Origin of the sequence: Mesonia ostreae (genome assembly GCF_031845265.1) — a bacterium.
GTDB classification, from domain to species: Bacteria; Bacteroidota; Bacteroidia; order Flavobacteriales; family Flavobacteriaceae; genus Mesonia; species Mesonia ostreae.
Genome location: NZ_JAVRBG010000001.1, coordinates 243,904 through 264,006 on the forward strand (window position 1 = coordinate 243,904; position 20,103 = coordinate 264,006).

The following is a 20,103-nucleotide window of genomic DNA, read 5'->3' on the forward strand; positions in this document are numbered from 1 at the left end:
AATAATTAACAATATTCTAATAGTTTAACACTTTCAACCTGGAGGCTAATTCCTTATATTTGTGAAATTAGAGTAGTAGATTTCTATCTTCTATTCTTTTTAAATATTAATTAGTAACATAAAAATGAACTATGGCAAACCAATCCAAAATTATATATACCAAAACCGATGAAGCTCCATTTTTAGCAACGCATTCTTTATTACCCATCATAGAATCGTTCACCAAATCTTCTGGCATCGATGTAGAAACCAAAGATATTTCTTTAGCTGGTAGAATATTAGCTCTATTTCCAGAAGTGTTAACTAGCGATCAACGTGTACCAAATGCCTTGCAAGAATTAGGAGAATTAGCAAAAAAACCAGAAGCTAATATTATTAAATTACCTAATATTAGTGCCTCTGTACCGCAATTAAAAGCTGCCATAAAAGAATTACAAGAAAAAGGCTACAAACTTCCAAACTATCCAGATGAGCCAAATAATGCTCACGAGGAAGATGTAAAAGCCAAATACAATAAAATTAAAGGTAGTGCCGTAAATCCTGTTCTTCGTGAGGGAAACTCAGACCGTCGTGCACCCAAAGCGGTAAAGAATTACGCTAAAAAGAATCCGCATAGAATGGGAGCTTGGAGCAAGGATTCTAAGACGCACGTTTCTACGATGACACACGGTGATTTTTGTCATACCGAAAAATCTCTAACGATTGAGAAAGCAGGAAATGTAAGTATAGAACATACAGATAAGAATGGGGATGTTAGTATTTTAAAAGCCAAAACAGAACTTCTAGAAAAAGAGATTATTGATGCTTCTGTGATGAGCAAAAAAGCATTGCTAGATTTCTTAACAGCGCAGGTGGAAGATGCTAAAAAGCAAGGCGTTTTATTCTCGCTTCATATGAAAGCTACGATGATGAAGGTTTCAGATCCTATTATCTTTAGTCACGCAGTACAAGTATTTTTTAAAGATGTTTTTGATAAATTCGGAAAAGAATTAGAAGAAGCTGGAGCAGATACAACAAGTGGTTTTGGTGATGTCTTATTAGCCATTAACAGCTTACCCGAAAATCAGCAAAAAGAAGTGAACGCTGCTATTGAAGCAGAATATTCTAAGCGTCCTTCTCTAGCCATGGTAGATTCTGATAAAGGAATCACTAACCTACACGTTCCAAGTGATGTAATTATTGATGCCTCTATGCCAGCAATGATCAGAACTTCTGGACAAATGTGGAATACCGATGGAAAAACACAAGACACTAAAGCTGTAATTCCAGACTCTAGCTACGCACCTCTTTACCAAGCAACAATCGACTTTTGTATTGAACATGGAGCTTTCGATCCTACCACTATGGGAACCGTTCCTAATGTTGGATTAATGGCTCAAAAAGCCGAAGAATATGGTTCTCACGATAAAACATTTGAAATTCAATCTGATGGGGTCGTTAAAGTGATTAAAGACGGTCAAACCATTTTAGAACATGAAGTAGAGCAAGGTGATATTTGGAGAATGTGTCAAGTAAAAGATGCACCTATTCAAGATTGGGTAAAACTTGCTGTAAACAGAGCAAAAGATACGCAATGGCCAACCATATTTTGGTTAGATAAAGACAGAGCGCACGATGCAGAATTAATCAAAAAGGTAAACTTGTACCTTAAAGATCACGATACTGAAGGTTTAGACATTCAAATCATGTCTGTTGAAGAAGCGACTACATACACTTTAAAACGTGTGAAAGAAGGAAAAAATACCATTTCTGTGACAGGAAACGTATTAAGAGATTACTTAACAGATTTGTTCCCAATTTTAGAATTAGGTACCAGTGCAAAAATGTTATCCATTGTTCCTTTAATGAATGGCGGCGGACTTTTTGAAACGGGTGCAGGAGGTTCTGCTCCAAAACACGTTCAGCAATTCTTAGAAGAAGGTCATTTAAGATGGGATTCTCTGGGAGAGTTTTTAGCTTTAGCGGTTTCCTTAGAACATTTAGGGAAAAAATACAATAATAAAAAAGCGCTAGTTCTATCTGAAACCCTAGATGATGCTACAGATAAATTTTTAGCCAATGACAAATCCCCGTCTAGAAAAGTAAACGAGATAGATAACCGCGGAAGTCATTTCTTCTTAGCGATGTATTGGGCCGAAGCTTTAGCAAATCAAGATAAAGACGCCGATCTTAAAGCTGAATTTGCTGAAATTGAGAAAGTGATGAAAGAACATCAAGAAAAAATTCTTTCTGAATTAATTGATGCACAAGGAAGCCCCGTAAATATTAAAGGATATTATAAACCAGAAGAAAAACTTGTTTATGATGAAATGAGAGCGAGTAAAACTTTAAATAAGATTATTAATAAGTAATTGTAAATCCATTTAGTGTGCAATATAATTAAAAAAATAGTTTCAATGTCATGTCGAGGGGAGTCGAGACGCTTTTGTTTAACCTTTCGACTAAAGCCTGTCTTGAGCGATAGTCGAAAGGCTCAACGTGACAAAAACTAATTTTAGGCATAAAAATCTATATAAAAACAAGTAATCTATTTACTCTATAAAACCAAAAAGAAGCTGTCTAAAAAGTTTTGAAAACTGTCATTCTGAATTTATTTCAGAATCTCATCATACTGGTACACAAAATAGTATGAGAACCTGAATCAAGTTCAGGTTGACAGAAATTGACTTTTTAGACAACCTCTTTTTTATATTTATTAGCGAAAACTAAGAAAGCTAATGTATTTCTGCACTAATTCCTGCATCTAAAAGCTGGCTGCATCGGGGTTTTAAATCATCATAATCACCCGTTTTTACAGCACATTTTCCTTTATAGTGAATAAGCATAGTACATTGTTCTGCTTGTAACGGGTCGTGATCACATGTTGCAATTAGCATATCGATAACGTGATCAAATGTATTTACCTCATCGTTAAATACAACAATTTCATTTTGCTTATTTACTTTTTCTTTAATCTCTACTTCTTCTAAAACATCTTCTTGTACACTCATTCTATTCCATTTTTCTACTTTACAAAAATAAAGCTATTTAGCTACTTCATCAATTATTTAACAAATTTTGCTGCGGTCCAGTTTTCTCGAACCAAATGATTGTCAAAATTTAAACCTAGGTCTTTACATTTATCGGTAATAATTTCTAAGTCTTCTTCGTAGAATCCGCTTAGATAAATTTCGCCATTTTCCGTTAAGCAATTGGCGTAAGTGGGTAGATCATTTAGTAAAATATTACGGTTAATATTAGCGATAATCATGTCGTAAGTTCTTTCCATTAACAATGCGGCATCTCCTTCTTCTACTTTAATAGTTTTACAGTTATTGCGTTCCACATTCTCTAATGTATTTAGGTAACACCAATTGTCTATATCAATTGCTTCTACAGGCTCTGCACCTTTCATTGCAGCGAGAATCGCTAAAATTCCAGTTCCGCAGCCCATATCCAATACGCTTTTGTGGCGCATATCATCTTTTAAAATATGCTGAATCATCATATGCGTCGTAGCATGATGACCTGTTCCAAAAGACATTTTAGGTTCAATTACAATATCGTATTTGGTGTCTTTCTTAGGGTGAAAAGGCGCTCTTACTTGGCAAATATTATCTACCATAATGGGAGAAAAATTATTTTCCCACTCTTCATTCCAATTCACTTGCTCAAACTCTTGAAGCTTGTAACTAATTTTAAAATTGTCATTTTCTAAAATGTCAATTTCTTTCACTAATGCTTCCTCGTGATTGTCTTTAATAATGTAGGCTTCAATTCCATCTTCGGTTTCTACAAAACTATCAAAACCGATTTCTCCCAATTCTGCGATTAAAATATCAGAAGCCGGCTGAAGCGGTTCTATCTTAAAAAAATAACCTATATATACAGGAGTCATACTTAAAATGAATTAATGATTTGTGTGAAATCTTGCGCTTTAAGAGCTGCTCCACCAATGAGTCCGCCATCTACATCTTTCATCGCAAAAATCTCTTGTGCATTGTTGGGTTTCACGCTTCCGCCGTATAAGATGGAAACCTTTTCCGCTACAGCGGAAGAATACGTATTGGCAATCATTTTTCTAATCTCGGCGTGCATATCTTGTGCTTGCTGCGGACTAGCAGTTTCTCCCGTTCCTATTGCCCAAACGGGTTCATAGGCAAGAGTAATTTTATCCCATTCGCTCTCAGCTAATTCAAAAACGCTATCGGTTAATTGCTTTTTAACTACTTCTACGTGCTTATCACTCTTTCTAGCTTCCAACTCCTCCCCTATGCAAAAAATGATATGCAATCCGTTAGCTAAAGCCGTTTTTACTTTGGCTGCCAACAACTCGTGGCTTTCTTTATAAATACTTCTGCGTTCGCTGTGTCCTAAGATTACCGTTTTTAAGCCTAAGCTAGTCAGCATTTTTGCCGAAACTTCTCCGGTAAACGCTCCGTTTTCTGCTTCATGCATATTTTGAGCCGCCACTTCTATGTGGCTGTCTTCTAATAATTCTTTCGCAGGGTAAAGATTGGTGTACGATGGCGCTACCATCACTTTTACATTTTCTTTAAAGTCTTGCTTTTTTAAATCGTTTAACAAGGTTTTCATCTCTTGCACATCACAATTCATTTTCCAGTTTCCTGCAACAATTTGGTCTCTCATAATTTTTATTTTAAGTGTTGGCGATTTTTGGATCTAACCAACCATAAATAATATCTACAAAAATATTAATAAGTATAAACATAAGCGCAATAATTAATACCGCTCCCATAATTACAGGCAAGTCTAAAGTATTTAGCGCATTTACAATTTCTTTTCCTAGGCCATTCCAGCCAAAAATATATTCTACAAAAACCGCTCCTGCTAGCATCGATGCAAACCAACCCGAAATTGCGGTAATCACAGGATTTAATGCATTTTTTAACGCATGTCTTCTTATGATATTCGGCATAGACAATCCTTTGGCCTTCGCCGTTCTTATGTAATCTTGTTGTAAAACTTCTAACAGCGAATTTCTCATCAACTGGATTACCACCGCCAGAGGTCGAATCCCCAAAACAATGGCTGGGAGAATCAGATTTTTAAGCACCAAATGATTTTTTTCTCCAAAGTCGTCTAGTTCGTATAAGCTTCCGGTGGTGTTTAAATGTGTGTATTCTCCCAGCACATAAGCAAAAAACCATGCGAAAAGTATGGCACTAAAAAAGGATGGAACACTCATCCCAACGGTACTTAAAATCTGAATGCCTTTATCGAGCCATGTATCTTTTTGAAGGGCAGAAATTATTCCGAAGAAAATTCCGATGAGCAAAGCAATAGTAATCGCAGAAAATGCCAACACAAAGGTATTGGGCAAAGTTTCGGCAATTACCGAGGATACTTTTTTTCCGTTCTTCTGAAAAGATTCTCTTAAATAAGGCGTTTTTAAGGCTACCGAGGTTTCTCCAATGATAAATAAACTAACCGCATTATACTTATCCTCGTCCAAATAAGTATAATCTTCTTGCTTTACGGAATGAAAGGAAAGCGGAGATAAATCATTTAAATAATACATATACTGAATAGGAATAGGCTGATCAAAACCATACTTGGCACGTACCGCCTGCAATTGCTCTTCACTCTCATTTTGTCCCAACATCATTTGCGCAGGATCTCCTGGCAACACGGTAAACAGAAAAAAGATAATACTCACCACGCCAAACAGCGTGAGTAAAGCATAACCTATTTTATTTAAAATATATTTTAGCAAAATCTCTTTTTTAAAAGTATAAGTGCTTAGAAATAATCCACCAATTGACCTTAATTTTCTTCTCAGAGTTATTTCTAATGATTTTATATATGGGTGAAAGTAAGTAAGAAATCATACTCAACAGTAAGAACCATACTTTCGCATAATTAATCTCAATAAGGCTTGAAAAGGAATACCATAAAACTGCAAATATGATTAAACTAATACATACGCAGCTTAGCATTACTTTTGATTTTACCCACACGAGATTACTTCAAATTTAAATCTTCGGCATCGTTCCAATGGAGTTTTTGCATAATAGTTCCTTCTTCTAAGGTTACCAAACCAGGATTGGAACGTACAATTGTCTTTATCGCGGTTTCATCAGCAAAATAGAAGTCGATTTCTATTCCGTAGATATCTTTAATTTTAGCAATTTCATTAGGTCCAGAAGCCGATAAACCAACTACATGATAGCCCTTTTTATGAGCCTCGTTTATTTTATTTTTAATAGCGCTCCACCCAGCTTTTTCACTTTTAGCTAAATTATAAGCAGACACCATCAAGACTTTTTGTTCACTTAGAATTTCTTCCGTAAAGTCTTCTCCATCTTGCTGCAAGGAGAAATCATGAATTGGTGGCACATAACCTTCTTCCACAACTTCGGTATTTACCTCAATAAACTCTCCGTCTATAGATGGGTAACTTCCTTGCGTTGTGATTATTTTTTCTTCTCCATCTATATTAAATTTCCAATTATAATCATAAACGGCTTGTTTTGCATCCTTTGGCATTTTCATTCCTTCAGATATATTTACCCCCACTTTATAGGCTCTAAAATCTATGGCAGGCAAATGCATTAACACATAATAGGCAAAACCTAAACAGCCAATAAACGCCAAGAAGAAAATCCATTTATGAGAGCTAGGATTAAATATAGGCCTTATATATTTTTGATTAAAAAAGACGATTAAGATTAAGATGGTTAGCACCACATCTTTAGAAAAAGATTCCCAAGGTGTTAAAGGCAACGCATCTCCAAAACAGCCACAATCTGTCACTTTATTAAAATACGCCGAGTAGAAAGTGAGAAACGTAAAAAAGAGAATCATTAATAGTAAACTCCATCGCGTTATGTTCTTCAAATAGCCTAAAATAAGCGTGAGTCCCAGCAGCAATTCTACAATCACTAAAAATATAGCCAATGGTAGAGCGAAAGGAACCAAAAATGGAATGTCTAGTACACCCGGACTAAAATATTCTTGTAATTTATAAGAAAAACCAACAGGATCATTGAGTTTTACAAAGCCACTGATGATAAATAAAATGCCGACAAAAATTCTGGCAAAACCTACAATTACTTTCATAATAAATTATTTTAAAGATTCGTGGAAGTTAAGAAGAATGAGAGAAAAAACAGCATAATTTACCATGTCTTGGTAGTTGGCATCAATACCTTCGCTTACACTGGTTCTTCCTTGGTTATTTTCTATTTGTTTTACGCGCAGTAATTTTTGCAAAATCAAATCGGTTAAAGAGCTCACGCGCATTTCTCGCCATGCTTCTCCGTAATCATGATTTTTATTTTCCATCAATTGCTTGGTAATTTTAATTTGCTTATCGTAATGCTTCAAGGCTTTTTCTGTTGAAAAATCGGGTTGATCTGCTACTCCGTTTTCTTGCTGAATCAGTGCCATAATGCAATAATTGATGATGCCTATAAATTCAGAAATTTCTCCCTCCTCTACTTTTTGTTCGGCATTTTGCTGCAAACCTCTTATGCGTTGCGCTTTAATAAAAATTTGATCGGTTAGTGATGGTAAGCGTAAGATTCGCCATGCGCTACCATAATCATTCATTTTATGTTGAAATAATTCTCGGCACTTAGAAACCACCGAATCATATTGTAAAGAAGTATTTTGCATGAAAACGCCGTATTTTGCGTAAATTTCGGAGAAATATTTCAACTATTCAAAGTTATTTAATCTTAATATGACAATTAATTGCAACGGCAAGCTTATTTCACTAGAAAGCCCTAAAATCATGGGGATTCTTAACCTTACCCCCGACTCCTTTTTTGATGGCGGCAACTATAAAAATGAAAAAGAAATTCTTCAGCAAACAGAGAAAATGCTGCAGGAAGGTGCTTTTTGTATTGATGTGGGCGCCTATAGTTCTAAACCAAATGCTAAAAACGTTTCCACGGAAGAAGAGCTGCAACGCTTGCTTCCTATCGTAAAGCTTTTAACAGAAGAGTTTCCGTATATTATTTTGTCTATCGATACCTTTAGAAGTGAAGTAGCAAAAAAAGCGATAGAGAATGGAGCGGCGATGATTAATGATATTTCTGGCGGAAGTCTTGATGAGCAGATGATGAAAACCGTAGGCGAATTAAAAGTTCCTTATATTTTGATGCATATGCGCGGCAATCCTCAAACGATGCAATCGCTAACGCAATACGATGACCTTTTACAGGATCTTGTGTATTATTTTTCTAAAAAAGTAGCTCAGGCTAGAAGCTTCGGAATTAACGATATCATCCTAGATCCCGGCTTTGGGTTTGCAAAAAACACCCATCAAAACTTTGAGTTGCTTAAAAACATGAAAATCTTAGAAGTCTTAGAACTCCCAATTTTAGCTGGACTCTCCAGAAAATCTATGATTTTTAAAACTTTAGAAACCTCGGCAAAAGAAGCCCTAAACGGAACTAGTGTTTTAAACACTATAGCCTTACAACAAGGTGCAAAAATTCTAAGAGTACACGACGTAAAAGAAGCACAAGAATGTATAGAGCTTGTTGCTCAACTTTAGGATTTAAGTTTAGTCGTGTCCCACTAAGATACAAGGCTTACCCGTATCGAAAGAATACGTTCGGACGGGCCGCTTCGCTGAAAGACGTAAGATAAAGGTCTTGACACATAATAGCTTAAAAACCAAGTTAATTAAATAAAGAATAGGTGTTTATTTTTTAAATTTTAATTTTCAACATCGTAGCAAGCTGTACCGTCCATAAAAAGTTTAAAAACTCTATTATACTTGTAATAACAGAAATCTGTAATATTTTTATCGAACACTAGTGATTAAATTTATAAATTTACAAAAAAGTACTATTTGGAAACCTTCAATTTTCTAGACTTACGCATTCTTGATGTCATTGATATTTTATTGGTGGCAATTCTTCTTTATTACATCTACAAATTAGTAAAAGGAAGTGCGGCTATCAATATCTTTATTGGGATTGTGATTGTGTACTTGGCTTGGAAGTTTACTCAGGTGTTACAAATGGAAATGCTAAGTAGCATTTTAGGCCAATTTATTGGTGCAGGAATGTTTGCTTTGATTGTTGTTTTTCAGCAAGAAATAAGAAAATTTTTATTGATGGTGGGTTCTACCAATTTTGGAAGCAAACGAAGACTCATCAAACATTTGCGCTTTTTACGAGATGATGACAAAGAAGTCACCACAGATATTTCTGCTATAATTCGTGCCTGTGAGAGTATGGGAAAGACCAATACAGGAGCTTTAATCGTGATTGGAAGAAGTACCAAGTTAGAGTTTATAAAAAACTCTGGAGATACTATGGATATTGAATTGAATCAGCCCATTTTAGAATCTATTTTCTTTAAAAATTCTACCCTACACGATGGCGCATTGGTGATTGAAGAAAACCGAATTACCGCAACTAGAGTGATTTTACCCGTAAGCAATGATAGGACTATTCCGCTTCGGTTTGGGTTAAGACATCGCGCTGCTGTTGGTATTACCGAAAAAACGGATGCGCTTGCTTTGGTGGTGAGTGAGGAAACCGGACAAACCTCTTATATAAAAAATGGTTCTTTTGAGATGTATGATTCTTACGAGGATTTAGGAAATAAATTAAAAGAAGATTTAGAGTAGAAAAATTAGATTTTAGATCATAGAGACTAGAAACTAGACATAATGAAGAAGGATAATTTAAAATTTTGATTGGATCTAAATCTGGAAATTTATAGTTTATACTAAAACCTATTACTTCTCTATTGTAAGGATTATAATATAAAGGTTATCAAATCACTTTTGTAAAATAATGAAATGTAAAAACTGTTCTTCTCAATTAAGTACTGAAAACAACTATTGTGAACATTGCGGTGCTAAAGTGATCAATTATCGCTTAAGTCTAAAACAACTTTGGGGTGAATTTAAGCTCAATTTTTTAAGTTTTGATCATACTTTCTTTAACACCTTTTGGAGCTTACTCACGCAACCTCAACACGTCATTAATAGTTATATTGGAGGAACGCGTAAAAAATACTTAAATGTAGTTAGCTTTTTTGTAATAGCCTTAACCCTAGTAGGATTTCAGCTCTTTATCCAAAGAAAATTTTATCCCGAAAGTCTGCAAGTAGGAACCATGTTTGGCACCGATTTCTTTGGAACGAACCTTGATTGGATCTATGAAAATTATTCTTTGATACAACTGGTTAATTTACCTTTGTATGCCTTTATCGCAAAATTATCTTTCTTTAACTATAAGAAATTCAACTATACTGAGCATTTAGTTGTTATGACTTACCTCACCGCAGAAAACACGATTCTCACTTCAATTTTCTTGCTTATTGCAGTCAATTTTGGGGGAAATATGTATGAACTGAGTAATTATTTCAACTTATTTTTCTTTTTGTATACCTGTTACGCTTATAAAAAACTTTATCCCTTAAGATGGATCGAGTTATTTACTGCCACAGTTCTGTTTATTACAATAATTACAATCTTAATGGTATTTTTAACTATGGTTGGAGTGGGCTATGCTTTTATGACCAACTAAATTTAGATAAAAATTAAAGCCTATTCTGTAACCTCTTCTTCCATAAACTGAACCTCATAGAGGTTTCTATAGTATCCGTTTTCTTGCTGAAGTAATTCTTGGTGGGTTCCTATTTCTACAATATTTCCCGCATCCATCACAATAATTTTATCAGCCTTTTTAATCGTGGCCAAACGGTGGGCAATTACAATAGAAGTCCGCCCTTTGGTCACCTTATCTGTAGCATCTTGCATGAGCTGCTCGCTATAACTATCTACAGAAGAAGTGGCTTCATCTAACACTAAAATAGAAGGATTACTCACGTAAGCTCGTAAGAAAGCAATCAATTGACGTTGCCCGCTAGAAAGCATAGCTCCGCGTTCTTTCACATCATAGTGATATCCGTTAGGCAGCGAAGAAATAAACTCGTGTACCCCTATTTCTTTAGCAGCATTCATCACTTCTTCTTCGGAAATGTTAGGATTTCCTAAGGTGATATTTTTCATAATGGTATCGGCAAACAAAAAGACATCTTGCAATACCACCGCAATTTCATTCCGTAAAGACTTTAAGGTAAAATCTTTAATATTCGTATTATCTATGAAGATTTCGCCGCTATCGGTTTCGTAAAACCTACTCAACAAATTAATAATGGTACTTTTTCCTGCTCCCGTTGCTCCCACAATGGCAATGGTTTCTCCTGGTTGCACTTCAAAAGAAATTCCTTTGACCACTTCTTCTCCTTGAATATAGCTAAAGCGGACATCTTTAAACCTAATTTCACCTGTTAAGTCTTCCGCAGTAATGGTACCTGTATTTTCTATAACAGATTTTGTATCTAAAACGGCAAATACTCTATTGGCGGCCACCATGCCCATTTGCAGGGTATTAAACTTATCGGCGATTTGTCTTAACGGTCGAAACAGCATCTGAATAAGCTGAATAAACATCACAATAATCCCCAAATCTAAAGCATCTCCGTTAGTAATTTGCAAACCACCAAACCACACCACCAAACCAATAGCGATAGAACTAGACATTTCGGCGATAGGAAAAAAAATAGAATTATACCAAACCGTCTTGATCCAAGCTTTTTTATGTTTGTGGTTAATTTCTTTAAACCGCTCGTATTCTACATCTTCCCGACCAAAAATTTGAAGAATTTTCATCCCTGTAATGCGCTCTTGAACAAAAGAGTTGAGATTAGAAACTTGTGTTCTCACTTCCTCAAAAGCGATTTTCATCTTCTGCTGAAAAACACGCGTTGCGTATAGAATAAACGGCATCACTGCTAACACCAAAAAGGTAAGTTTCCAATCTTGAAAAAACATAAAAACCAATACCACCAGCATTTTTAGCAAATCACTAATAATCATAAACAAACCCTGACTAAAAATACTAGCAATGGTTTCTATATCGCTTACGGCACGGGTTACCAATCGTCCTACGGCAGATTGATCGTAATATTGTTTTTTAAACTGAAGCATGTGATCAAAAAGATTCACCCGAATATCCCGAATCACCTCTTGTCCCAGCCAGTTGGCGAAGTAAATAAAACAAAATTGAAATATAACTTCTAGAATTAACACACCAAACATTAACGAAACATATAAAATAAGGTTGTCATTGTCTTTGGGTACAATGCTATCGTTAATGGTAATTTTGGTAAGGTAAGGACGTAAAACGGCCAGCAATGATAATAGCACCGCAGCAAAAGCTACAAAGTAAAAAGTTACCTTGTAAGGGTTGGTGTATCTAAGCAAACGCCTAAATAAATTAAAATCAAATGCACTCCCTGTTTTACTTGCCATTTCTTACTTCTATTCTTTTGGGATATTCTACTTGTGTTAAAAATAATCCTTTGGCTGCTACAGATTTTCCCGCGGCAGACCTGTCTTTACTTTTTATGATTTGATGTAAATCATTTAAACTGCGTTTACCCACCCCTATTTCTAACAAGGTGCCTACAATGGCACGCACCATATTGCGCAAAAACCGATCTGCTTTAATAGTGAACACCAATTGATGTTCTTTCTTTTCCCAATGGGCATATACAATCTTACAATTATACGTAAACACATCGGTCTTTACCTTAGAGAAACATTGAAAATCTTTATAGTCTAATAAGATTTTCGCGGCCTCATTCATCGCCTCTACATCAATACTTTTTTTAATGTAACAAGCCATCGCATTGGTAAAGGGATTTTTTTGCGTGTCTACATAATATTTATATTCCCTCGCCGTAGCATCAAATCTTGCGTGGGCATCGGGGGAAACTTCAAACACATCATTTACGGCAATGCTGGGTGGCAACATTGTATTCAGTTTAAATATAAAAGCGGTGATATCTTTTATTTCTCCCGTATCAAAATGAGCAAATATTTGTTGGGCGTGTACTCCTGCATCGGTTCTACCTGCGCCTACAACTTCTATATTTTCTTGTAAAGCAATACTCAATTTATCTTCTACGACTTCTTGTACACTAATCACATTAGGTTGACGCTGCCAGCCAAAAAAGTCTTTTCCGTTAAAAGATAAATCAATAAAATACCTCAATCTTAATTCTTATTTTTACGCTGCAAAGATACTCAAACAAATTTTTCTAAGCCTCAAGAAAACTACATAATCATTTTGAAAAAGATTTTACTACTCAGCGATAATCACAGCTATATAGATGACCGGATTTTAACTTATGCCCGTCAAGCGGATGAAATTTGGCATGCGGGTGATATTGGCGATTTAAAAGTGACCGATGAACTTAAAAAAATAAAACCCCTAAGAGCTGTTTTTGGAAACATTGATGGTCACGAGGCACGAAAAGAATTTCCGCTTCACAATCGTTTTATGTGCGAAGAAGTAGACGTATGGATAACGCATATTGGCGGTTATCCTGGGAAATATTCGCCTGCGATACGCGAAGAAATAAGAGCAAACCCTCCAAAACTTTTTATTTGCGGCCATTCGCACATTTTAAAAGTAATGCCCGATAAAAAACTCAACCTACTGCATATGAATCCTGGAGCTTGTGGCAAACACGGTTTTCACCAAGTAAGAACCATGCTTAGGTTTGAAATTGAAGGTAAAGAAATTAAAAACTTGGAAGTAATTGAGTTGGGGAAACGATAAAATCACATCTTAACCTAAAAAAAAAGAGTTAAACGTTTAATTTTTCCTAATAATCTAATAATTTAGAGGTGTTGTAACAATAATTTTGCTTGTTACTATTTCATGGAAGATTTTACTTATTTTGGTTTAACAATAAAGCACGGTCACAAAATAAGGAAATGGCTATTAAAAAAAGAGATGTGTCCATTAAAACCACAACACAAGTGCTAATTGATCTTAATACCTAAACAAAAAAACTACTATAACCAACCACCCTTTTTAAAATCTGCGATGAAATATTTAGTTTACATTTTTTTTCTCACTTTTTTTTATGCTCACTCACAAAGTGGGGTTATCAATTATAACTCGGTTCTTAATTTTGGTAATGCTGCACCTCAAGAAACTGCAAACTAATTATTTTTTAATTAGAGTTACTCTTTATATAAAACAGCAAGTAATGATGTAAAAGAAAAGAAAACCACCACAGAGAATACTTATATAGATGATCATAGTACCGGTAAAAATATCAATCAAAAATACACCAATACCATACCTAATGAATATTACTTCAATTTATATACGCAGACTTTTATTTGTTTAGAAACCGCTTTTGAGAATAAAAAATTTCAACCTTATATCTATAAACATAACATTGCCGGAAAAATGAAATGGCAATTAGAAAATGATTTTAAAATGATTTCTGGTTATCGCTGTCAAAAAGCGACTATCCGCTTTCGCGGAAGAAATTATATCGCTTGGTTTGCTCCTAAGATCCCATTACCTTATGGCCCGTGGAAGTTAAACGGCTTACCAGGTTTAATCTTGGAAGCCTATGATGATACTAAAGAAGTTTACTTTAGTGCAAACCAAATTACCATTCCTTTTGACGACACTCAAGAGAAACTTAAAAAGCCTACTGCTGTTAAGGAAATTGCGTTTAAGGCATTTATTGAAAAAAGAAAGCAAGAATCTGAAAATGTTATCAAATCGATTCAAGCAAGGTTACCTAAAGGAAGTAAAACTGTTTCTACCAATGTAGAACGAAAAGGACTAGAATTAACATACGAGTGGGAAAAAAAGTAAAAACATATTTCATTGTAATCATAAATTGCCTGATGCTTCTGTTATCGGGCAATTTTCTTTTTGCTCAAACTATTAAAGGAAAAGTTACCGATAGTCTGCAAAAATCAATTCCGTTTGTAAATATTTATCTAAAAGAATTAAAAAATGATGCGATTATTGAATTCACCACGACTAATAAAAATGGCGATTATAACTTAGAAACAGACAAAACTGGTGATTATCAATTAAGTTTTAGTAGTATTTCTTACCTCACTGCGTCTTATATGTTTAAGCTCGAGAAAAACAAAACGCATACTATAAATCCAACATTAAAAGACAATACATTTTCCTTAGATGAAGTTATTATCAATAGTGAAAAAGCAATTAGCATAAAAGAAAACACTATTATGTACAAAGCAGCAGCGTTTAAAAAAGGGAATGAAGAAGTTGTTGAGGATCTTTTACGCACTCTTCCTGGAGTCACTGTGAGTGAGGATGGAACAATTAAATTAAAAAACCGTGAGATTGAAAAAGTGATGGTTGACGGCGACGATCTATTTGAGAAAGGTTATAAATTTCTCACGAAAAACCTTGAAGCACAAGCTGTAGATCATGTAGAAGTTTATAATCATTATTCTGCAAATAGATTATTAAAAGGAATCGAAGAAAGCGACAAAATAGCCATAAATCTCACGTTAAAAGATTCTTATAAAAATAAAGTCACAGCTATGCTTCGTCCTTGATATGGTTTGGCTTCTGAAAATCGATATGACTTTAAAGCGAATCTCATCGCCTTCCAAAAAAAAAGTAAAACTTATGGGTTTTTCAACTTTAATAATGTTGGAGAAGATGTAATTGGGGAAGATTTACAAAAATTTATTTCTACCGATGATAATTCTTCTCAAATTAGTAATGCATTTTAATTTATTGATTTAATACAGCACCCACCTGATCTTGGCAAGGAAAGAACAAACTTTAATAATGCAGAATTGGTCTCACTTAACAACATTTATAAATTAAACCAAAACATCACTTTAAAAACCATTGGGTTTCTTAATTGGGATGAAGTAGATTTTTATCGGCAGACTGCTCAAACCTATTATTTATAAGATTCTACCTCTACGAATACTGAAGACTACACTCTTCGAAATAAAAAATTAAGAGCATTTTTAAAAACAGATCTTTTTGTTGATATTTCTAAAACGCAAACTTTAATTATGAAGGTAGTTATGCAAGTTTAAGTGAAAAAGTAAATACCAATTTAATCTTCAATCAAAATCAGTCCAATGAATCTTTGCGTAATAAGTATCTTACCAGCTTACAAAAGCTTCGTTATTCCCATAAAATGGCTCCCAATAAGGCACCCATTTTAACAGGACATTTTCTAGTAGATCAAAAGCCGCAAGATTATCAAAATAATCGCTTCTTATTTCCAGAATTATTTCAAACTCAAGACTCCATTCAACATGTGAAGCAAAAAAGCATGGATCGATCTATGGATGCTGCTTTAATAGGAAATTTTTATAGCAGAAGCGAAGCGGGTCATTTAACAAAAATCAATGCGGGGATTAATTATAAAACACACCATCTAAATAGTCAATTTAATTTACTTCTTGATGAAAACTTAATGAGTAGTCTACACTGTAGAGGCTTCAACTTATTTTTTAAACTATATGGCAGGAACGCCCGTAAGTACTTTTTATGCTAACACTACTTTTCTTTACCGTGATACAAGAAATTATCAAGCTTTAAACTCAACCATTAATCGCCAATATCTATTAACTCGTTACTTTAGGGGAAATGATAAATCATTACTTAATATTCAAACTGAATTAAATTTTTATTGGGAAGACCTTTCTGTCAACACAAAAGCCATTTTGAACTATACAAATCAGGAATATCAAAACATAGTAAATGACGGCTTGAGAGATATTAAACTATTAACTTACAATTATGGAATTGAATTTCGTTCGGCATTTACAAAACCTTTCAATTTTCATTTTGGTACTACTTGGTTCTATTACAAAATAAAAAGCCTTAATGCTCAAAATAATACGACGAACAAAACCTTTATAGATTTGGTATACCAACCTTTAAAGAAATTTACCTTTAGTTTAAACACCGAGCGTTTCTATTTTTCTGATTTAAGAAACACAAAGCCTTCGTATTATTTTATGGATGCAGAAGCGAAATATAGCCTTGTAAAAAACAAATTTTCTATAGGAATTGTTGGTAAGAATTTACTAAATACCCAAACCTACACTTATCTCAATATTACAGATACCCAAAGCTTGGTTTCTTCTTACCGATTATTAGAACGTTTTTTTCTATTAAAAGCGACTATTCACATCTAAACTTTTGCAAAAGGGATAGCAGCGACATCCTTTTTTGTTTTTTTCTAAACAAAAAAGATATAGCGGATAGCCCGACCCGCAGGGATTTGCCAATAAAAAACCCAGAAGTAAATTACTTCTGGGTTTCACGCACTAATACTACTAAGATATAAGGTTTATCGTAAACGGTCTACAGATTTTACGAGTGCTTCGTCCTTTTTGATGGCTTTATTGGCCATCACTAGTAAAACGATAGAAATAATAGGAAGAAACATCCCAATACCATTCTCAGAAATTTGCATTTCTCCAGGTACCATTAGCGACCAGTAAACAAAAAATCCTAGTAAAATAAAGTTTAATATGATGTTCAATCTGTTCACAACAAATTGAAGTTTTCTATTTTTATATAAGAATATGCTAATCAATGCCAATACAGCACTTAACGCAAAAGCTCCTAGAACATACAGCCTATCTATAATGTAAACACTTTCTCCACTCTCATTAGTCCAAAGACTCAAAAAGTAGGAGCCTAAGCCAATAATAATTATGATAAGGAACAAGTAGATGCTTTGTATTCTTTGAATCATTTTTCTATTCTCTAAAGCACAAAAATATAATATTAATTGTATTCTAAAACTTTATTTTTAAAAATAAAGTTGTATAATTGCACAAACTAGTCGTAACCACTTCAATAAAGGTTACTTATAACTTCAATTTTTTTCAAAAAAAATCTACTTTGAAATTTTAGGAATTACATTCTAAAAGAAAAATTATCATTATACCTCATTATTAAATGTTAGAAATATCTGAATTAAAGGCAAAGAAGCTTCCTGAGCTTCAAGAAATTGCAAAAACGCTTCATGTACCTAAGTACAGAACTTTAAAAAAATTAGACTTAGTTTATCAAATTCTAGATTATCAAGCTGCGAATCCTAATAAGGTGAAAGAAGCACTAAAAGATGATACTATAACAGATAAGCCAGCGCCTAAAAAAACCCCTGTAAAAAGAGAACGCAAAGCAGCTCCTAAGCGGGAGAAAAAGGAAGAGACTTCTTCCGCAGAAAAGAAATCTGCTCCCAAAAAGGCTACTCATAAGCCTAACAAAAGAGAAGATAAAAAAGAAGACAAAAAAGAGGAACCTAAGACTTCTACCAATAAGCCTTCTACTAAAGATGAAGAAAAGAAAAGCCCTCAGCGTAAGTCAAGCAAGGACACTAACACGAGAGGTAAAAAAGATCATCCAAAATCTAGCAATCAAAAAAGTAACGGAAATAGAGATAAAAGAAATCGATATCGTGATCCAGATTATGAATTTGACGCTATTATAGAAAGTGAAGGAGTTTTAGATATCATGCAAGATGGCTATGGTTTCTTAAGATCATCTGACTATAACTACCTTTCTTCTCCTGATGACATTTACGTTTCTCAATCGCAAATAAGATTATTTGGTTTAAAAACTGGAGATACGGTTCTAGGACAAATACGACCTCCTAAAGAAGGAGAGAAATATTTTCCTCTAATTAAAGTAAACAAAATTAACGGTCTTGACCCGCAAGTGGTAAGAGATCGTGTTTCTTTTGAACATCTAACTCCGCTTTTTCCAGAAGAGAGATTCCATATTGCTGAAAAGCAAAGTACCGTTTCTACCAGAATCATGGATTTATTTTCTCCCATAGGAAAAGGACAAAGAGGAATGATTGTTTCTCAGCCTAAAACTGGTAAAACCATGTTGCTAAAGGATATTGCAAATGCTATTGCAGCCAATCATCCAGAGGTATATCAAATTGTTCTCTTAATAGACGAACGTCCCGAAGAAGTAACCGATATGCAGCGTAATGTTCGCGGAGAGGTAGTAGCTTCTACATTTGATAAAGAAGCCCACGAACACGTAAAAGTAGCTAATATTGTTCTTGAAAAAGCAAAACGATTGGTAGAATGTGGTCACGACGTTGTGATTTTATTAGATTCTATTACACGTTTGGCTAGAGCTTACAATACCGTGCAACCTGCCAGCGGAAAAGTTTTAAGTGGTGGTGTAGATGCAAATGCGCTACATAAACCCAAGCGTTTCTTTGGTGCTGCTCGTAATATTGAAAATGGAGGCTCTCTCTCTATCATCGCTACTGCCTTAACCGATACAGGTTCTAAGATGGACGAAGTGATTTTTGAAGAGTTTAAAGGAACTGGAAATATGGAACTTCAATTGGATAGAAAAATTTCTAATAGAAGAATTTTCCCAGCCATAGACCTTACTTCTTCCAGCACACGACGAGATGATATTCTATTAGACGAAGGGACCATACAAAGAATGTGGGTACTTAGAAAATATTTGGCAGATATGAATCCTATAGAAGCTATGGAGTTTATAAATGACAAAATAAAATCTACCAGAAACAATGAAGAATTTCTTGTCTCTATGAATGGTTGATCAAAATGATCACCTATAGAAAAAGCCTCAAGTAAAATTTACTTTAGGCTTTTTTTAGTTTCTAATCTGTCTTATAACCAAACGATATGATCTCAACCTATTTTATGCGATGCTATCAATCTAACGAGCTTTGTTCCTACCTCCCAGTTTTAAACAATAGCGCATAAAAAAAACGCTTTCTTTGTAAAAAAGCGTTTTCTATATAATTTAAGTCAACTTATAAATTCTTATAATGCTGCTACGTGCTTTGCCAATTTAGATTTTAAGTTAGCGGCTTTATTCGAATGTATTACATTACGTTTCGCTAATTTATCAATCATTGCAACTACAGTAGGGAATAATGCCTCTGCCTCTTTCTTATCTGCACCTTTTAATTTCTTTATGGCATTACGCGTCGTTTTATGCTGGTAACGGTTTCTTAAACGCTTTACCTCACTATTACGTATTCTCTTTAATGCCGACTTATGATTTGCCATAACTCTTTGCTTTGTTTATTTATTTTTGATTGTAGTCCGTAGGGGAATCGAACCCCTGTTACATGGATGAAAACCATGCGTCCTAACCCCTAGACGAACGGACCATTAATTATTATTATTTCAATTGAGCATTCTGCTCAGAACTTGTAGTCCGTAGGGGAATCGAACCCCTGTTACATGGATGAAAACCATGCGTCCTAACCCCTAGACGAACGGACCAT

At 34.5% G+C, this 20,103-nt stretch carries 20 protein-coding genes and 2 tRNA genes; 10 read left to right on the forward strand and 12 right to left on the reverse strand.

Annotated features, from left to right (window positions below):
* The first annotated feature begins 131 nt into the window (after nt 1-131).
* The gene (locus RLT85_RS01225) at nt 132-2,351 is read left to right on the forward strand and encodes an NADP-dependent isocitrate dehydrogenase (protein ID WP_311400222.1); all 2,220 of its coding nucleotides are present in this window, start codon (nt 132-134) and stop codon (nt 2,349-2,351) included.
* A gap of 363 nt (nt 2,352-2,714) precedes the next feature.
* Here the strand turns inward: RLT85_RS01225 and RLT85_RS01230 are convergent, their stop codons facing one another.
* The 6 genes from RLT85_RS01230 to RLT85_RS01255 form a co-directional block, all read right to left on the reverse strand.
* Nucleotides 2,715-2,990: an ATP-dependent Clp protease adaptor ClpS gene (locus RLT85_RS01230; protein WP_311400223.1), complete on the reverse strand. Its 276-nt coding sequence runs from the start codon at nt 2,988-2,990 to the stop codon at nt 2,715-2,717.
* A 53-nt stretch (nt 2,991-3,043) separates the two neighbouring features.
* Nucleotides 3,044-3,877, reverse strand: a complete 834-nt coding sequence (gene prmA, locus RLT85_RS01235; protein ID WP_311400224.1) for a 50S ribosomal protein L11 methyltransferase — start codon at nt 3,875-3,877, stop codon at nt 3,044-3,046.
* A 2-nt stretch (nt 3,878-3,879) separates the two neighbouring features.
* Nucleotides 3,880-4,629 (reverse strand): triose-phosphate isomerase, encoded by a 750-nt coding sequence (gene tpiA / locus RLT85_RS01240; RefSeq protein WP_311400225.1) that lies wholly within the window; start codon nt 4,627-4,629, stop codon nt 3,880-3,882.
* A 10-nt stretch (nt 4,630-4,639) separates the two neighbouring features.
* On the reverse strand, nt 4,640-5,716 hold the full coding sequence (locus RLT85_RS01245) for an ABC transporter permease (protein WP_311400226.1): 1,077 nt from the start codon (nt 5,714-5,716) through the stop codon (nt 4,640-4,642).
* 248 nt (nt 5,717-5,964) lie between these two features.
* Nucleotides 5,965-7,062 carry a BT_3928 family protein gene (locus RLT85_RS01250; RefSeq protein ID WP_311400227.1) on the reverse strand — a complete coding sequence of 366 codons (1,098 nt, stop codon included), beginning with the start codon at nt 7,060-7,062 and terminating at the stop codon, nt 5,965-5,967.
* Nucleotides 7,063-7,068: 6 nt separating this feature from the next.
* Nucleotides 7,069-7,620 (reverse strand): DUF1599 domain-containing protein, encoded by a 552-nt coding sequence (locus tag RLT85_RS01255; protein WP_311400228.1) that lies wholly within the window; start codon nt 7,618-7,620, stop codon nt 7,069-7,071.
* Between the two features lie 67 nt (nt 7,621-7,687).
* On the opposite strand from RLT85_RS01255, the gene folP reads away from it, so the two are divergent.
* The 3 genes from folP to RLT85_RS01270 all read left to right on the forward strand — a co-directional run bounded on the left by folP (nt 7,688) and on the right by RLT85_RS01270 (nt 10,499).
* The gene (gene folP, locus RLT85_RS01260; protein WP_311400229.1) at nt 7,688-8,506 is read left to right on the forward strand and encodes a dihydropteroate synthase; all 819 of its coding nucleotides are present in this window, start codon (nt 7,688-7,690) and stop codon (nt 8,504-8,506) included.
* A 300-nt stretch (nt 8,507-8,806) separates the two neighbouring features.
* Complete coding sequence (gene cdaA / locus RLT85_RS01265; RefSeq protein ID WP_311400230.1) at nt 8,807-9,592, forward strand: diadenylate cyclase CdaA; 786 nt, start codon at nt 8,807-8,809, stop codon at nt 9,590-9,592.
* Nucleotides 9,593-9,761: 169 nt separating this feature from the next.
* Nucleotides 9,762-10,499 carry a DUF3667 domain-containing protein gene (locus RLT85_RS01270; RefSeq protein WP_311400231.1) on the forward strand — a complete coding sequence of 246 codons (738 nt, stop codon included), beginning with the start codon at nt 9,762-9,764 and terminating at the stop codon, nt 10,497-10,499.
* Nucleotides 10,500-10,519: 20 nt separating this feature from the next.
* On the opposite strand, the gene RLT85_RS01275 is transcribed toward RLT85_RS01270, so the two are convergent.
* Both RLT85_RS01275 and truA read right to left on the reverse strand, forming a co-directional pair.
* The gene (locus tag RLT85_RS01275; protein ID WP_311400232.1) at nt 10,520-12,289 is read right to left on the reverse strand and encodes an ABC transporter ATP-binding protein; all 1,770 of its coding nucleotides are present in this window, start codon (nt 12,287-12,289) and stop codon (nt 10,520-10,522) included.
* Nucleotides 12,279-13,034 (reverse strand): tRNA pseudouridine(38-40) synthase TruA, encoded by a 756-nt coding sequence (gene truA, locus RLT85_RS01280; RefSeq protein ID WP_311400233.1) that lies wholly within the window; start codon nt 13,032-13,034, stop codon nt 12,279-12,281. The genes RLT85_RS01275 and truA overlap by 11 nt, the downstream gene beginning before the upstream one ends.
* A gap of 75 nt (nt 13,035-13,109) precedes the next feature.
* Between truA and RLT85_RS01285 the strand changes: the two genes are divergently transcribed.
* The 5 genes from RLT85_RS01285 (at nt 13,110) to RLT85_RS01305 (ending at nt 16,999) form a co-directional block, all read left to right on the forward strand.
* The gene (locus RLT85_RS01285) at nt 13,110-13,604 is read left to right on the forward strand and encodes a metallophosphoesterase family protein (protein ID WP_311400234.1); all 495 of its coding nucleotides are present in this window, start codon (nt 13,110-13,112) and stop codon (nt 13,602-13,604) included.
* 504 nt (nt 13,605-14,108) lie between these two features.
* Nucleotides 14,109-14,666 (forward strand): GLPGLI family protein, encoded by a 558-nt coding sequence (locus RLT85_RS01290; protein WP_375712327.1) that lies wholly within the window; start codon nt 14,109-14,111, stop codon nt 14,664-14,666.
* A 32-nt stretch (nt 14,667-14,698) separates the two neighbouring features.
* Complete coding sequence (locus RLT85_RS01295; RefSeq protein WP_311400235.1) at nt 14,699-15,388, forward strand: carboxypeptidase-like regulatory domain-containing protein; 690 nt, start codon at nt 14,699-14,701, stop codon at nt 15,386-15,388.
* A gap of 551 nt (nt 15,389-15,939) precedes the next feature.
* Nucleotides 15,940-16,353, forward strand: a complete 414-nt coding sequence (locus RLT85_RS01300) for a hypothetical protein (protein WP_311400236.1) — start codon at nt 15,940-15,942, stop codon at nt 16,351-16,353.
* Complete coding sequence (locus RLT85_RS01305) at nt 16,319-16,999, forward strand: hypothetical protein (protein ID WP_311400237.1); 681 nt, start codon at nt 16,319-16,321, stop codon at nt 16,997-16,999. Before RLT85_RS01300 ends, RLT85_RS01305 begins: the two co-directional genes overlap by 35 nt.
* Nucleotides 17,000-17,154: 155 nt before the next feature.
* Here the strand turns inward: RLT85_RS01305 and RLT85_RS01310 are convergent, their stop codons facing one another.
* Nucleotides 17,155-17,565: a DUF4293 domain-containing protein gene (locus tag RLT85_RS01310; RefSeq protein ID WP_311400238.1), complete on the reverse strand. Its 411-nt coding sequence runs from the start codon at nt 17,563-17,565 to the stop codon at nt 17,155-17,157.
* 206 nt (nt 17,566-17,771) lie between these two features.
* Here RLT85_RS01310 and rho point away from each other — a divergent pair, with 206 nt between their 5' ends.
* The gene (gene rho / locus RLT85_RS01315) at nt 17,772-19,406 is read left to right on the forward strand and encodes a transcription termination factor Rho (protein ID WP_311400239.1); all 1,635 of its coding nucleotides are present in this window, start codon (nt 17,772-17,774) and stop codon (nt 19,404-19,406) included.
* Nucleotides 19,407-19,633: 227 nt separating this feature from the next.
* Here the strand turns inward: rho and rpsT are convergent, their stop codons facing one another.
* From rpsT to RLT85_RS01330, 3 genes are all read right to left on the reverse strand, one after another.
* A complete protein-coding gene (gene rpsT, locus RLT85_RS01320) occupies nt 19,634-19,882 on the reverse strand; it encodes a 30S ribosomal protein S20 (protein WP_311400240.1) in 249 nt (82 codons plus the stop codon).
* Between the two features lie 32 nt (nt 19,883-19,914).
* Nucleotides 19,915-19,986 (reverse strand) — tRNA-Glu (locus RLT85_RS01325).
* A gap of 43 nt (nt 19,987-20,029) precedes the next feature.
* Nucleotides 20,030-20,101 (reverse strand) — tRNA-Glu (locus RLT85_RS01330).
* Nucleotides 20,102-20,103: the final 2 nt, after the last annotated feature.

Coding starts and splice junctions, on each gene's coding strand:
- RLT85_RS01310 (WP_311400238.1), bottom strand. CDS start 17,565: ATGATTCAAAGAATACAAAGCATCTACTTGTTCCTTATCATAATTATT.
- tpiA (WP_311400225.1), bottom strand. CDS start 4,629: ATGAGAGACCAAATTGTTGCAGGAAACTGGAAAATGAATTGTGATGTG.
- folP (WP_311400229.1), top strand. CDS start 7,688: ATGACAATTAATTGCAACGGCAAGCTTATTTCACTAGAAAGCCCTAAA.
- RLT85_RS01270 (WP_311400231.1), top strand. CDS start 9,762: ATGAAATGTAAAAACTGTTCTTCTCAATTAAGTACTGAAAACAACTAT.
- prmA (WP_311400224.1), bottom strand. CDS start 3,877: ATGACTCCTGTATATATAGGTTATTTTTTTAAGATAGAACCGCTTCAG.
- RLT85_RS01295 (WP_311400235.1), top strand. CDS start 14,699: ATGCTTCTGTTATCGGGCAATTTTCTTTTTGCTCAAACTATTAAAGGA.
- RLT85_RS01255 (WP_311400228.1), bottom strand. CDS start 7,620: ATGCAAAATACTTCTTTACAATATGATTCGGTGGTTTCTAAGTGCCGA.
- RLT85_RS01230 (WP_311400223.1), bottom strand. CDS start 2,990: ATGAGTGTACAAGAAGATGTTTTAGAAGAAGTAGAGATTAAAGAAAAA.
- rho (WP_311400239.1), top strand. CDS start 17,772: ATGTTAGAAATATCTGAATTAAAGGCAAAGAAGCTTCCTGAGCTTCAA.
- rpsT (WP_311400240.1), bottom strand. CDS start 19,882: ATGGCAAATCATAAGTCGGCATTAAAGAGAATACGTAATAGTGAGGTA.
- RLT85_RS01250 (WP_311400227.1), bottom strand. CDS start 7,062: ATGAAAGTAATTGTAGGTTTTGCCAGAATTTTTGTCGGCATTTTATTT.
- RLT85_RS01225 (WP_311400222.1), top strand. CDS start 132: ATGGCAAACCAATCCAAAATTATATATACCAAAACCGATGAAGCTCCA.
- RLT85_RS01305 (WP_311400237.1), top strand. CDS start 16,319: ATGGCAGGAACGCCCGTAAGTACTTTTTATGCTAACACTACTTTTCTT.
- RLT85_RS01275 (WP_311400232.1), bottom strand. CDS start 12,289: ATGGCAAGTAAAACAGGGAGTGCATTTGATTTTAATTTATTTAGGCGT.